Annotated in this window: 10 protein-coding genes; 6 read left to right on the forward strand and 4 right to left on the reverse strand. The window is 74.1% G+C overall.

Annotation, left to right across the window (positions count from 1 at the left end):
• Positions 1-36: 36 nt before the first annotated feature.
• Positions 37-1,221 carry a galactokinase gene (gene galK / locus B7W94_RS08570; RefSeq protein ID WP_085605939.1) on the reverse strand — a complete coding sequence of 395 codons (1,185 nt, stop codon included), beginning with the start codon at positions 1,219-1,221 and terminating at the stop codon, positions 37-39.
• A complete protein-coding gene (galT, locus tag B7W94_RS08575; RefSeq protein ID WP_025105449.1) occupies positions 1,218-2,405 on the reverse strand; it encodes a galactose-1-phosphate uridylyltransferase in 1,188 nt (395 codons plus the stop codon). The genes galK and galT overlap by 4 nt, the downstream gene beginning before the upstream one ends.
• Positions 2,406-2,505: 100 nt before the next feature.
• Here galT and B7W94_RS08580 point away from each other — a divergent pair, with 100 nt between their 5' ends.
• The gene (locus tag B7W94_RS08580; RefSeq protein WP_085605940.1) at positions 2,506-3,468 is read left to right on the forward strand and encodes a LacI family DNA-binding transcriptional regulator; all 963 of its coding nucleotides are present in this window, start codon (positions 2,506-2,508) and stop codon (positions 3,466-3,468) included.
• Between the two features lie 3 nt (positions 3,469-3,471).
• Here B7W94_RS08580 and B7W94_RS08585 read toward each other — a convergent pair whose 3' ends face one another.
• Both B7W94_RS08585 and B7W94_RS08590 read right to left on the reverse strand, forming a co-directional pair.
• Positions 3,472-5,430, reverse strand: coding sequence for a DUF2264 domain-containing protein (locus tag B7W94_RS08585; RefSeq protein WP_085605942.1), 1,959 nt, complete (start codon positions 5,428-5,430; stop codon positions 3,472-3,474).
• Entirely contained in the window at positions 5,427-6,440 is a 1,014-nt protein-coding gene (locus tag B7W94_RS08590) for a hydroxyacid dehydrogenase (protein WP_139833299.1), read from the reverse strand. Before B7W94_RS08590 ends, B7W94_RS08585 begins: the two co-directional genes overlap by 4 nt.
• Positions 6,441-6,576: 136 nt before the next feature.
• Between B7W94_RS08590 and B7W94_RS08595 the strand changes: the two genes are divergently transcribed.
• The 5 genes from B7W94_RS08595 to B7W94_RS08615 all read left to right on the forward strand — a co-directional run bounded on the left by B7W94_RS08595 (position 6,577) and on the right by B7W94_RS08615 (position 12,912).
• Positions 6,577-8,412: a heparinase II/III family protein gene (locus tag B7W94_RS08595; RefSeq protein WP_085605944.1), complete on the forward strand. Its 1,836-nt coding sequence runs from the start codon at positions 6,577-6,579 to the stop codon at positions 8,410-8,412.
• Positions 8,409-9,509 carry a substrate-binding domain-containing protein gene (locus B7W94_RS08600; protein WP_085605946.1) on the forward strand — a complete coding sequence of 367 codons (1,101 nt, stop codon included), beginning with the start codon at positions 8,409-8,411 and terminating at the stop codon, positions 9,507-9,509. Before B7W94_RS08595 ends, B7W94_RS08600 begins: the two co-directional genes overlap by 4 nt.
• A 102-nt stretch (positions 9,510-9,611) precedes the next feature.
• Positions 9,612-10,781, forward strand: a complete 1,170-nt coding sequence (locus B7W94_RS08605) for a Gfo/Idh/MocA family protein (protein WP_085605948.1) — start codon at positions 9,612-9,614, stop codon at positions 10,779-10,781.
• On the forward strand, positions 10,778-11,998 hold the full coding sequence (locus B7W94_RS08610; protein WP_085605950.1) for a DUF993 family protein: 1,221 nt from the start codon (positions 10,778-10,780) through the stop codon (positions 11,996-11,998). The genes B7W94_RS08605 and B7W94_RS08610 overlap by 4 nt, the downstream gene beginning before the upstream one ends.
• Complete coding sequence (locus B7W94_RS08615; RefSeq protein WP_085605952.1) at positions 11,995-12,912, forward strand: sugar phosphate isomerase/epimerase family protein; 918 nt, start codon at positions 11,995-11,997, stop codon at positions 12,910-12,912. Before B7W94_RS08610 ends, B7W94_RS08615 begins: the two co-directional genes overlap by 4 nt.
• Positions 12,913-13,233: the final 321 nt, after the last annotated feature.

A 13,233-nucleotide genomic window follows, 5' to 3' on the forward strand; every position in this document is an offset into this window, starting at 1 on the left:
CCTGCCGCGGCGGTGGCGGCTCGACCCTTCATTGTGTCAGGCGTCGCGGCGCGGACCTGCGGACGGGCTGACCTCGAACAGGTGCGGGGCGACGAAGCCCTCGGCAGCGAACCGCCCCCGCACCGCGTCGGCGAGGTGGGGCACGGCGTCGCGGTCGACGAGGGCGATCGCTGCGCCCCCGAACCCGCCGCCGGTCATGCGCGCACCCACCGCGCCCGACGTGAGGGCGGTCTCCACGGCGGCGTCGAGCTCGGGCGTCGAGATCTCGAAATCGTCGCGCATGGACGCGTGGGAGGCGACGAGGAGGTCGCCGATGCCGCGCGCGCCCGCGGTGCGCAGGGTCGCGACGGTGTCCTGCACGCGCTGATTCTCCGTGACGATGTGCCGCACGCGGCGGAAGGTCACGTCGTCCATCAGGCTCTCGGCACGGGCGAGGTCGGCCACCGCGACGTCGCGCAGCGCCGGCACGCCGAGGATCGCGGCCCCGCGCTCGCACGCGGCGCGGCGCTCCCGGTAGCCGCCGGTGGAGTGCGCGTGCGTGACACGGGTGTCCATCACGAGCACCGCGAGTCCGGCATCGGCCATGCCCAGCGGCACGACCTCGGCGGCGAGGGAGCGGCAGTCGAGGAAGATCGCGGCGTCGGGCTCGCCGAGCATCGAGGCCATCTGGTCCATGATCCCGGTGGGCGCGCCCACGGCCTCGTTCTCCGCCGTCCGCCCGACGCGGGCGAGGGCCACGGCGTCGAGATCGGTGCGCCAGAGCTCGTTCAGTGCCGCGGCCGTCGCGCCCTCGATCGCGGCGGACGACGAGAGACCGGCACCGACCGGGACGTCGGAGGCGATCGCGATGTTCAGGCCGGAGACCGCGGTCATGCCGGCCGCTGCACGGAGCGCCCAGGCGACGCCCAGCGGGTAGGCGGCCCACTCCGGCACCGCGGGCTCCGTCCCGGGTGGGGTGGGGAAGAGGCGGTCCAGCTCGTCGAGGGCCACTTCCACCGGCTCGTCCGCGAAGGTCGAGGCGACGCGGAGCCGGCCGTCGGCGCGGCGACCGACCGCGGCGACCGTCCGCTGCGGGATGGCGAACGGGAGCACGAAGCCGTCGTTGTAGTCGGTGTGCTCGCCGATGAGGTTCACGCGTCCCGGCGCCGACCAGACGCCGTCCGGGGTGCGCCCGGCGAGGGCGGCGAAGAGCTCGGCGGCGGCGTCGTGTGCGGAGGTCATGCGGAGGCTTCCTGATCGGTGCGGGCGATCGCTTCGCGGAGTCGGGCGGCGCCCTGCTCGGGCGCGACCTCGGCGGCCCACGCCCACATCGCGGCCTCGGAACCTGCGAGGAACTTGAGCTTGTCGGCGGCGCGGCGCGGGCTCGTGAGCTGCAGGTGCAGGCGCACGGTGTCGCGGCCGACGTGGACCGGAGCCTGGTGCCAGGCGGCGATGTACGGCGTCGGGCTGTCATAGAGCGCGTCGACACCGCGGAGGAGGCGGAGGTAGAGCGGGGCGAGCTCGTCGCGCTCCTCCGCCGTGGTCTCGGCGAGGTCCGGCACGTGCCGATGCGGCATGAGGTGCACCTCGAGCGGCCACCGCGCCGCGAAGGGCACGAACGCCGTCCAGTGCTCGCCGCGGAATACCACCCGTTCGGACGCCTGCTCCTCGGCGAGGATGCGGGCGAAGAGGTCGGGCGCGGTGCGGTCGACCGCGTCCAGCACCCGGGCGGTGCGCGGGGTCACGTAGGGGTACGCGTAGATCTGGCCGTGCGGGTGGGGGAGCGTGACGCCGATCGCCTCGCCGCGGTTCTCGAACGGGAAGACCTGCTGGATGCCGGGGAGGGCGGACAGGGCGGCGGTGCGGTCGGCCCAGGCCTCGATCACGGTGCGGGCGCGGGTCACGGTCTGCGTCCCGAAGGAGCCGGAGTGCTCGGGGCTGAAGCACACGACCTCGCAGCGGCCGACCGCGGTACGGGTGCGCCCGAGTCCGAGGGCCGCGAGGTCGTCGAGGCCGCGCGGGGGGTTCGTCGCCCCGGGGGCGGTGCCGACCGGCTCGGCGAGGGCGGGGCCGAACGCGGGGGAGCGGTTCTCGAACACGGCCACGTCGTACCGGGACGGCACCTCGGACGGATTCCCCGGCGTCTGCGGCGCGAGCGGGTCGGCGTCGGCTCCCGGCATCATGACGCGGTTCTGGCGGTTGGCGGCGACGGTGATCCAGTCGCCCGTGAGCACGTCGAGCCGCATGGTCGCGGTGTCCGGCCGCGGGGCCAGGGTGCGGGCGTCGACCGACCGCTCGGCACCGAGAGTGGTGTCCGGGTCGTCGTAGTAGATGAGGTCGCGGCCGTCGGCGAGGGTGGTCGGGCGCTTGACGACACCGGCGCCGAGACGCTCCGTGGGGACCTCCGGGGATGCGGGCGTGTTCACGTCAACATGGTAGGCACGGCCGCGTGCTAACGTCAACACGACGGAGTTGTGAACGGAGGTTCCCGTGGCCGAGAAGCCCACGACGGCCGCGCGCGTGTCCATGGCCACCGTCGCGGCGCGCGCCGGCGTCTCGGGGCAGACCGTCTCCCGCGTCGTCAACGGCAGCCCCCGGGTCGACCCGCAGACCCGGGCGCGGGTCGAAGCCGCCATGGCCGAGCTCGGCTACCGACCGCACCGGGCGGCGCGGGCTCTGCGCACCGGGCGCAGCCACACCCTCGGCCTCGTCGTGACCACTCTGGCCACGGTCGGCAACTCCCGGATGCTGCAGGCCACGGCCGAAGCGGCGGCGGATCGTGGATACGCGCTCACCGTCGTCACGGCCGCGGACGGCGTGGAGGCCGCGTTCGCCCGGCTCGCCGATCAGGGCGTGGACGGGGCTCTCGTGCTGAACGAGGCCTCCGCGCTCGTCCCCGCCGCGACCCTGCCGCCGGAGCTGCACCTCGTCGTCGTGGATGCCCCCGCCGGCGCCGGAGCGGCCGTGGTGCACAGCGATCATGCCGCGGGAGCGCAGGCCGCCACCCGCCACCTGCTCGATCTCGGGCACGAGACCGTCCACCACCTCGCGGGACCGGCGGGCTCGTTCGCCGCGGCCGAGCGCGAGCGGGGCTGGCGCGAGGCCCTGGCGGATGCCGGCGCCGTGCCACCGCCGGTCGTGCGCGGCGACTGGAGCGCGGAGTCGGGCTTCGCCGCGGGCGCGGCTCTAGGCGCGACCGCGGTGTTCTGCGCCAACGATCAGATGGCGCTCGGGCTGCTGCGGGCGGTGGCGGAGTCCGGGCGCGCGGTTCCGTCGGACGTCAGCGTGGTCGGCTTCGACGACATCCCCGAGGCGGCGAACTTCCTCCCGCCGCTCACGACCGTCCGGCAGGATTTCGCGGCGCTCGCGCAGCGGGCGGTGACAGCGCTCATCGCGGCTGTGGAGGGCGACGGGACGGCGACAGACCGCGCCGCGCCCGTGGTGGTGCCGACGCGGCTCGTGGAGCGGGCGAGCACGGCACACCGCTGACGCTCATCCGCGGGGCAGCTGCTCGTCGGGGCGAAAGGTCGTCGCGGCGCCGTCCGGCCACGACACCGTCGCGTCCCCTTCCTGCAGCTCGAGTTCCGGTGGAAGGGGCGAGCCCCCGAGCAGCACGCCGACCGCGATCCAGGTGTCGGGTCGCACCGGCGCGGAGAGCCACGGGGTGACGGTCTCCGGGCCGAGCGGGGTCACGTCCCGCGCCCGCCGGACCCCCGCGGTCGCGTCGTCGAGGCCGTGGAGGCCCACCACCCGGCTCCGCGTCTCCCCGCCGGGGGTGAGGGCGGCGGTGACGGCCGCGGGGCCGGTCTCGACGACGGTGGCGGCGGACAGGGCCCACCCGCCGATGCGGAGGACGTCGCCGTCGTGGATCGCTCCGTCCGGCCCTGCGCCCGCCCGCACCCGCACGAACCGCACCTCCCACGGTCCGCGCACCGCCGACACCACATCGACCACCGGGCCGACCGTGGTCTCGACGGCCGTGCCGCCTCCGCCGACGTCGAACTCCACGCGGACGCCGTCGTGCCAGTGCACGGGGCCGGAGGAACCGCCGAGCGCCGTGCCGTCCGTCTCCCTCAGCATTCCCGTCAGGAAGCCGGAGCGGTGGCTCGCTCGGCCCCCGCGCACCACGGCGACCGTGCCGTCGAGCGGGTCGCGTGCCCCGGGGCCGGCGAGAACGGGGGCGGTCGCGGTGCTGTACCCGAGCTTCGCGTACAGGGGAGCATCGGGCTGGAACGCACCGGGGGTGCGGTGGTCGGTGCCGTGGTTGACCACGCGCACGATGCCGTCCGCGGTGCCCGTCGCCAGCCACCCCGGGGCCAGGAGGACGCGGGTGAAGGGCCCCCGATCAATCGGCACGGGCTGTTCGACGGCGGTCCAGAACGGATGCGTGGCGGGGAGGGCGAGCGGCAGGAGACCCTTCGCCGCCCAGTACGGGGAGCCGGGGCCGGAGTAGTCCTGGGCGAGCGGGCGCCAGGCGCCGTACCAGCCGAGGGGCAGCACTCCGGTCGCATCCGGCGCACCGCGGGCGGTGAAGTGCCGGACCTGACCGCTCACCGTCCGGCGCAGGAGGCCGGGGTCATGCCGCGAGGTGCCGGAGAACGCCGCGACCCCGGCCGCGGCGGCCGTCGCGAAGCGGTAGGTGAGGCTGCGTCCCTGGATGAGCGGTCCGCCGTCGGCGCCGACGAGGTGCAGCGCGTCGTCGAGGAACGCGTCGAGCCGGCGGCGGTACCGGGCGACCCGGTCCGTGTGCCGCGGCTCCGCGCCGACCATGTCCGCCCAGAGCAGCGGATAGAAGGACAGCGCCCAGCCGGCGTAGTGGTCGAACGACCGGGCGGCGCCGTCGGCGCTCCAACCGTCCTCGCGTTCGAAGCCGTCGAGGAGCGCGAGGTCGGTCGCGCGATCCGCGGCTGAGTACGGCCCACCGACGCTCTCCAGGAACTGCTCGACGAGCACCCGGAACCACGCCCAGTTGTTCGGCGGGTAGCTGCCGCCGACGAACGCCGCGAGGTAGTCCACGGTGTGGGTCCGCGCCGTGTCGTCGAGGCGCGCCCACACCGTGTCGCGCGTGAGGTGCAGGCCCAGCGCGAGCGCCGCCGCCTCGACCTTCGCCTGGTCGACCTCATCGGGGCGCGGCCACCGTTCGGCACCGTCGGGGTCGACGCCCGCAGCGAGGCCCCGGGCGTAGCGGTCGGCCAGCGCCTCCGTGCCGAGCGGGTCGCCGGCGATACGGAACGCGGCCAACAGGAACGTGCGGCTGAACCCCTCGAGCGCATCGACCGCGGAGCCGAAGCCACCGGGGGTGCCGGGGTAGCGGATGCCCGCGCCCGCCGGGCTCGCGTGACGGGCGGCCCCGTCGAGGATGGCATCGGCGACCGTCGTCAGGTGCGCACGCGTCCATCCCGTGTGCGGGGAGAGCGCGCGGTCGTCCGGAGGCAGCGCGAGGAGTGTCATGCGCTGTGCGCGAGGTCGGCGCGGTGCACGGGGTGTCGAGGCGGACGACCGGCCACCCACGCCTCCAGCTCGTCGAGGGCGGCGTCGGCCAGCCGGTGCGCCTCGGTGCCGAGCGAGCCGGCGAGGTGCGGGGTCACCGCGACGTTCGGCAGGTGCAGCAGCGGGTGGTCGGGCGGAAGCGGCTCCGGGTCGGTGACGTCGAGGATCGCATCGAGGCGACCGGCGGCGCACTCCACGAGCAGGGCGTCGTGGTCGAGGAGGGCTCCCCGGGCGGTGTTGAGCACGGTGGCGCCGTCACGCAGGGCGGCGAGCTGCGCGCGGCCGATCATCCGCCGGGTCGCGGGCAGAGCGGGGGCGTGCAGGGAGAGCAGATCGACGGCGGGGAGCAGGGCGTCGAGCGGGACGAGCCGGGCACCGGCCGCGGCCACCTCCTCGGCGTCCGCGTACGGGTCGGCGACGAGCACCTCGAGGCCGGGGAAGGGGTGCAGCAGGTCGACGACGCGGCGCCCGATGCGGGAGAACCCGACGATGCCCACCGTGCGGTCGAGGTTGCCGATGCGGCCCCCGACGCGGGGGCCGACGCGCAGGTCGTGCTGTGCGTCGGCGGTACGGAGCGGGAGGAGGGCGCGCTTGCCGGAGAGCAGGATCATCGCGAGCGTGTACTCCGCGACGGGAGCCGCGTTGGCCTCGGCGGCCGAGGTGAGCAGGATGTCACGTTCCCAGAACGCGTCGGACACGAGACCGCGCACGCTCCCTGCCGCATGGAACACCGCGCGCAGCCGGGGGAGCCGATCGAGCAGGGGCGCGTCCAGGACCGGAGCGCCCCAGCCCGTCACCAGGACCTCCACGGCGGCGAGGCGGTCGTCCAGCGTCGGGGCGTCGAGAGCGGGAACGTGCAGCGGACCGCCGGGCGCGGCCAGGGTCTGCAGGCGGGCGCGCCGCGCGTCGTCGAACACGAGGTCCCACGCCTCCGTCGAGAGAGCGGCGAGGACGGCTGGTCGAGGGGTCATGGGTCTCCGGGTATCTCGGGTATGCGCTTGCCGAAGCGCGCGGTTCCAGTGAAGACTGTGCGTTCCAGTGCAGGCAACGTGATCGAACCGAAACCCTGCTGATCGAACACACTCGAACAACGAAGGCGAGAACCGGATGCTGATCCCCCGCGGCACCCTGAGCGATCTGTGGCGCGAGCACGGCGCCGTCGATCGGCCCGTCGTGCCGCCGAGCACCGACCGGGAGGCATGGACGTCCGTGGCGCCCGAACTCCGCGCGACGATCCTGGCGGCGGCGGACGGCGAGCGTCGCACCGCCTGGGCGCAGCCGCTCCTCTCGCAGTGGGCCGCCTACGCCCGCACCGGTGACCGCGCCGGCTGGGAGGGGGCGGTGTTCCGTCGCGACCTCCGGCTCCGTCGCGCCGTCCTGGCCGCTGCCGTCGACCCGGTGGCCGAGCGGCTGGACGAGGTCGCGGACGGCCTGTGGCTCCTGGCCGAGCAGTCGACCTGGTGCTGGCCTGCTCACGACGACGCGTTCGCCCGCGGGCGCCGTGTGCCCGACATCGAGCGCCCCGTCCTCGACCTCGGTGCGGGGGAGGCGGCGGCGCTGGCGGGGTGGGCGGTGCTGGTGCTCGGCGAGGATCTCGACGCGCACGCCCCCGGTCTGGTCGCACGGGTACGGGACGAGACGGTCCGCCGGGTGCTGCGCCCGTTCGTCGACCGCCGCGAGTGGGCATGGGAAGGGTCGGAGGAACGCGTGCACAACTGGGCGCCGTGGATCCACGGCAATCTGCTGCCGGCAGCGCTCGCCTTCGCGGACGAGCCGCTGCGCGCGCGGGTACTCGCCCTCAGTATCGACGGCCTCGATCGCTATCTCGCCCAGCTTCCCGCCGACGGCGGCATCGACGAGGGCTTCGCCTACTGGTGGCAGGGAGCGGGGCGGGCGTTCGATGCGCTCGGCCTCCTCGACGCGCTCACCGCCGGTGCGGTGGCCGCCGCGATCCAGGACGGACGCCTTGCCGGGCTGCGCGAGCTCGCCCTCTTCCCGGAGCGCGTGCAGCTCGGGGAGGGGTGGGTGGCGAGCTTCTCGGATGCAGAGGCGCGCACGGGGGAGGCCCTCCCGTGGTCCGTGCTCCACCGGGCCGCCGTCCTGTGCGGTCTGGAGGCGACGGCCGCGTTCGCCGCGCGGCACCGCCGTCCGGGGCGCGTCATCGGAGACGAGGCCGATGTCGTCGCCGGCCTCGGCCGGACGCTGGCCGAGCTGTTCGACGCCGACTGGCATGCGGCGCGTCCGGGGCCTGCGCCCCTGCCCGGACGCGTCGAGTTCACCTCCCTCGGCGTGGGTCTGCGCCGCGAGCGGAGCGGCGATCCGCGGGGGCTCGCGGTCGTCGTCAAGGGCGGTCGCAACGATGAGAACCACAACCACAACGACCTCGGCGCAGTCGCGATCGCGGTCGACGGCGTCCCGGTCGTGATCGACGTCGGTCGGGCGACGTACACCGCGGCGACCTTCTCGGATGCCCGTTACCGCCTGTGGCACGTCACCAGCGGCTGGCACTCCACGCCGCTGGTCCGCGGGCGCGAGCAACAGCCCGGCGGCGCCTGGCGGGCCGCGGTGCAGGCGCGGAGCGACGGCTGGACCCTCGACCTCGGTACGGCGTTCCCCGGCGGCGACCCGTGGTGGCGGACGGTGCTGCTGCGCGGCGGCGCGGTGACCGTGCGCGACGAGAGTCCGGCCCTCGCCGACCCGGCCACCCGCCTCGTGCTCGTGTGCGCGGGGACGCCCGAGGTGCACGGTGACGGCGTCCTCCTCCCGGGTCCGGATGGGAAGCGGGGTCTGCGCATCGCCCACGATCCGGCGGACGTCGTCGTCGAGAGCAGGGCCGTGGACGATACGCTCCTCGAGCGTTCGTGGGGACCGGTGGTCTCGCGCGTCCTCTTCGCGCCGCTCGACCGACCGGAGCGCTGGGAGCTGCAGGGGAGGGCGGCATGACCGAGGAGCGCCCGACCCCGCGTTTCGGCCTCTCCCGCCGGGAACGGATCCTCGACGAACTGCGCCGCACGGGGGCGGTGCGCGTGGCCGATCTCGCCCGCGACTTCGGGGTGGCGGAGCTCACCATCCGCCGCGACATCACGATGCTGGCGGACCGCGGGCTGCTGACCAGGGTGCACGGCGGAGCGGTGCTGCGGAGCGCGCTGGACACGACCGTCGCGCGGGCGGCTCTCCCCGGGCCGCAGTTCCGCATCGGGATGGTGGTGCCGTCGCTGAGCTACTACTGGCCGCAGGTCGTCGTCGGCGCCCGGAGTGCCGGGGCGGAGGCGGGGGTGCAGCTCGTGCTCCGCGGCGCCAGCTACGCCGCGCAGGACCAACGCCGCCAGATCGCGGCGCTCCTGGAGTCCGGGACGGTGCACGGGCTGATCGTGGCCCCCGAGACGCAGGGTGCCGACGGACACGCGCTGCTCTCCTGGCTGGACACGCTCCCGGTGCCGGTCGTGCTCGTGGAGCGCCGGACCCCGCCCGCTCTCGCCCTCACCCGGATGCAGACCGTGGCGACCGACCACGCGTTCGGGGGCGCGCTCGCCGCCGGGCACCTCGCCGCACTCGGACACCGGCGGGTCGGGATCCTCACCTCTCCCCAGTCACCGACCTCCGCCGGGCTGCGGCAGGGCTGGTCGCGGGCCGTCGCCGAGCTCGGGCTCACGGTGTCGGTGGACCGCGACACGGCCCTGGACCGGATGGAGGGATCGGCGCAGGCGGAGGTGGTTTCGGCGCTGCTCGCCGACATCCGTGAGACGAGGGCGACGGCGCTGCTCGTGCACTCCGACCCGCAGGCGCTCCTGCTCCAGCAGCATCTGCAGGACGCGGGCTGGCGGCTGCCGGACGACCTCTCGCTCATCGCCTACGACGATGAGGTCGCCGAACACGGGTCTCCGCCGCTCACCGCGCTGCGGCCGCCGAAGCAGCACGTCGGGCGCCGTGCGGTCGAGCTCATCCGCGACCGCCTGCGCGAGGGCCCGAACCGGCCCGCGGAGCGCGTGGAGGTGGCTCCGGCGCTGCACGTGCGCGCCAGCACGGCCCCTCCGCGCTAGGGGCGGTTGCGAGGTCGTGCGTCTCATGCCATGATCTCGGAAAGCGCTTACCAAGATTCTCCTGTCAGCGCCGACAGCTTCCACCGAGAGGAACGGACCGAGATGGCACAGGCCCCCACCCGCGAGATCGGGATCATCATGAACGGCGTCTCCGGGCGCATGGGATACCGGCAGCACCTGGTGCGGTCGATCCTCGCGATCCGCGACGAGGGCGGGATCGAGCTCCCGGACGGCACGCGCGTGACCGTGCGGCCGATCCTCGTCGGACGCAGCGAGGCCAAGCTCGCCGAACTGGCCGCGAAGCACGGCATCGAGGACTGGACGACCGACCTCGACGCCGCCCTCGCCGACCCGCGGTGGGAGATCTACGCCGACTTCCTCGTCACGAAGGCCCGGGCGTCCGCGATCCGCAAGGCCATCGCCGCCGGCAAGGCGATTTACACCGAGAAGCCCACCGCCGAGTCGCTGGACGAGGCCCTGGAGCTCGCCCGCCTCGCCCGCGACGCGGGCGTGAAGACCGGCGTCGTCCACGACAAGCTCTACCTCCCCGGGCTGCAGAAGCTCAAGCGCCTCATCGACTCCGGCTTCTTCGGCCGCATCCTCTCCGTCCGCGGCGAGTTCGGCTACTGGGTGTTCGAGGGCGACTGGCAGCCCGCGCAGCGTCCGAGCTGGAACTACCGCACCGAGGACGGCGGCGGCATCATCACCGACATGTTCCCGCACTGGAATTACGTGCTGGAGAACCTCTTCGGCGAGGTCAAGAGCGTCTACGCCCAGGCCGCCGTGCACATCGCCGACCGCTGGGACGAGAAGGGCGAGCACTACACGGCCACGGCCGAGGATGCCGCCTACGGCATCTTCGAACTCGACGGCGGGGCGATCGCCGAGATCAACTCCTCGTGGACCGTGCGGGTGAACCGCGACGAGCTCGTCGAGTTCCAGGTCGACGGCACGCACGGCTCCGCCGTCGTGGGGCTGTTCGGTGCCAAGATCCAGCCGCGCAACGCCACGCCGAAGCCCGTGTGGAACCCCGACCTGGAGGACAGCCACGACTACGACGCCGACTGGCAGCAGGTGCCGACGAACGACGTGTTCCAGAACGGCTTCCGGCAGCAGTGGGAGGAGTACCTCACCTCGTTCGTCCTCGGCACCGACTATCCGTTCGACCTGCTCGCCGGCGCGCGCGGGGTCCAGTTCGCCGAGGCCGGACTCGCGTCCAGCGCCGAGGGGCGCAAGATCGTGCTCGAGCCGCTGACCCTGGACCGGGCATGACCACGCTCCGCCTGCTCGCCGCCGACGGCCGCACCGCCGACACGGAGCTCCGGGAGGCCGACGCCGTCACACGGCCGCAGGGCCCGCTCCGCAGCCGGGTGGCCTACGCCGCCGCGCACGTCGTTCCGAAGGCGTACGCGGACAACACCCCGGGGCAGCCGGCCGACATCGACTGGGACGCGACGCTCGCGTTCCGCCGCAACGTGTACTCGTGGGGACTCGGCGTGGCCGACGCGATGGACACCGCACAGCGCAACATGGGGCTGGATGCGACGGCGGTGCGCGAGCTCATCACCCGCAGTGCGGAGGTCGCCCGCGAGGAGGGCGGCGCGGTCGTCGTCGGGGTCAACACCGACCACATCGAGGAGGCGCGCATCCCGCTCGATCAGGTGATCGCCGCCTACCTCGAGCAGCTGCACTTCGCCGAGGAGCAGGGGGCGGGGCCGGTGCTCATGGCCTCGCGGCACCTGGCCAGGGTCGCGGAGAGCGCGGACGACTACCGCCGCGTGTACCGGGAGGTGCTCTCCCGCGCATCGGTCCCCGTCGTGCTCCACTGGCTCGGCACCGCGTTCGATCCGGAGCTGGCGGGGTACTTCGCGCCCTCGTCCTCCGGGGGGAGCGGCGGTCCCGCGTGGCAGGAGGCCGCCGAGGTGCTGCTCGACATCATCGGCGAGAACCGCGCCGCGGTCGCCGGCGTGAAGATGAGTCTGCTCGACGCGGAGTCCGAGGTCTGGGTCCGCGAGCGGCTGCCGGAGGGCGTGCGCATGTTCACCGGCGACGACTTCCACTACGTCGGCCTCATCGGCGGGGACAGTCTGACCGATGCGGCCGCGCCCGAGGGGTCCGCGTCACGCGGCCACTCGGATGCGCTGCTCGGCGCGTTCGCCGCTCTCGCCCCGGTGGCCTCCGCCGCGATCCAGGCGCTCGACGCGGAAGACCCCGAGCGGTACCTCGCCCTCCTCGGACCGACGGAGGAGCTGAGCCGACAGGTGTTCGCGGCACCGACCTTCTATTACAAGACCGGGGTCGCCTTCCTGTCGTGGCTCAACGGTCATCAGCCGGCGTTCCAGATGGTCGGGGGGCTGCACTCCGCGCGGAGCCTGCCGCACCTCAGCCGCATCGTCGAGCTGGCCAACGGAGCGCTCGCCCTGGAGCGGCCGGAGCTCGCGCGGGAGCGCTGGCACGGCCTGCTCCGGCTGAACGGGGTGGACGCATGACCGCCTCGCGGAGCCTGGCGGCGGAGAGTGAGTCCCGGGCGGCCGGCGTCGGGACCGTGCCGCACCCGCGGCTCTCGATCAACCAGGCCACCGTGAAGCACGCGGATCTCGCGACGGCCCTGCGCGTCACGGCGGCCGCGGGGGTCGAGGCCATCGGCCTGTGGCGGGAACCCGTGCAGGAGGTGGGCCTCGATGTCGCCGCCCGCATGCTGACCGATTCCGGCCTGCGCTTCACGACGCACTGCCGCGGGGGCTTCTTCACGCTGCCCGTCGGTCCGGAGCGCGAAGCCGCGCTCGACGACAACCGCCGGGCGATCGAGGAGGCGGCCACCCTCGCGGCGGCCGGTGCGGAGGGCTCGACCGCAGTGCTGGTCCTCGTGGCCGGGGGTCTGCCCGAGGGGTCGCGCGACCTCCGCGGGGCGCGCGAGCGTGTCCGCGACGCCATCGGCGCCCTCGCGGACGACGCTCGAGCCGCCGGGGTCACCCTCGCGATCGAGCCGCTGCATCCGATGTACGCCTCCGACCGCGCGGTGGTCTCCACCCTCGGTCAGGCGCTCGACATCGCCGCGGACTTCGACCCTGCCGTGGTCGGAGCCGCCGTCGACACGTTCCACATCTGGTGGGATCCTCAGGTGCTCGACCAGATCGCCAGGGCCGGACGCGAGGGCCGCATCGCCACGTATCAGGTGTGCGACTGGAAGACCCCCCTCGCCGCAGACCCCCTCCTCTCTCGGCACTATCCGGGGGACGGTGTGATCGACTTCGCACCCCTCACCCGGGCCGTGCAGGACACGGGCTACGACCGTGACATCGAGGTGGAGATCTTCCACGCCGACGTCTGGGCCGACGACCCGGCTCGTGTGGTCCGCCGCACGGCCGAGGCCTTCGCGACGGCGGTCGCCCCCCACCTGTGAGTCCCGGTGGCCCCCGTCCCCACCGAGGTTCCGGATCGGTTCCGGACATGGTCCGGGTCCGGTCCGGTCATGGTTCCAGATGCACGACCCAGTCCCGGATGCACGACCCGTTCCCGGGTGTCGGTCGTCCCGTCGTGCTCAGGTCGTGCATCCGTCCCGGTCTCGGTCGTCGTATGTCGGATCGACCGGGGACACCTGCACGACTCGGGTCCGTCTGCAGGGTCAGACCTGGGTTCCGGTCGTGCAGGCGGGACGAGGTCGTGCACGTGGGACTCGACACGGGGGACGGAAGGGGCCGGGACGTCCGACCCAGGAGAACGG

The sequence above is a fragment of the Microbacterium sp. LEMMJ01 genome (genome assembly GCF_002114135.1).
GTDB lineage: Bacteria > Actinomycetota > Actinomycetes > Actinomycetales > Microbacteriaceae > Microbacterium.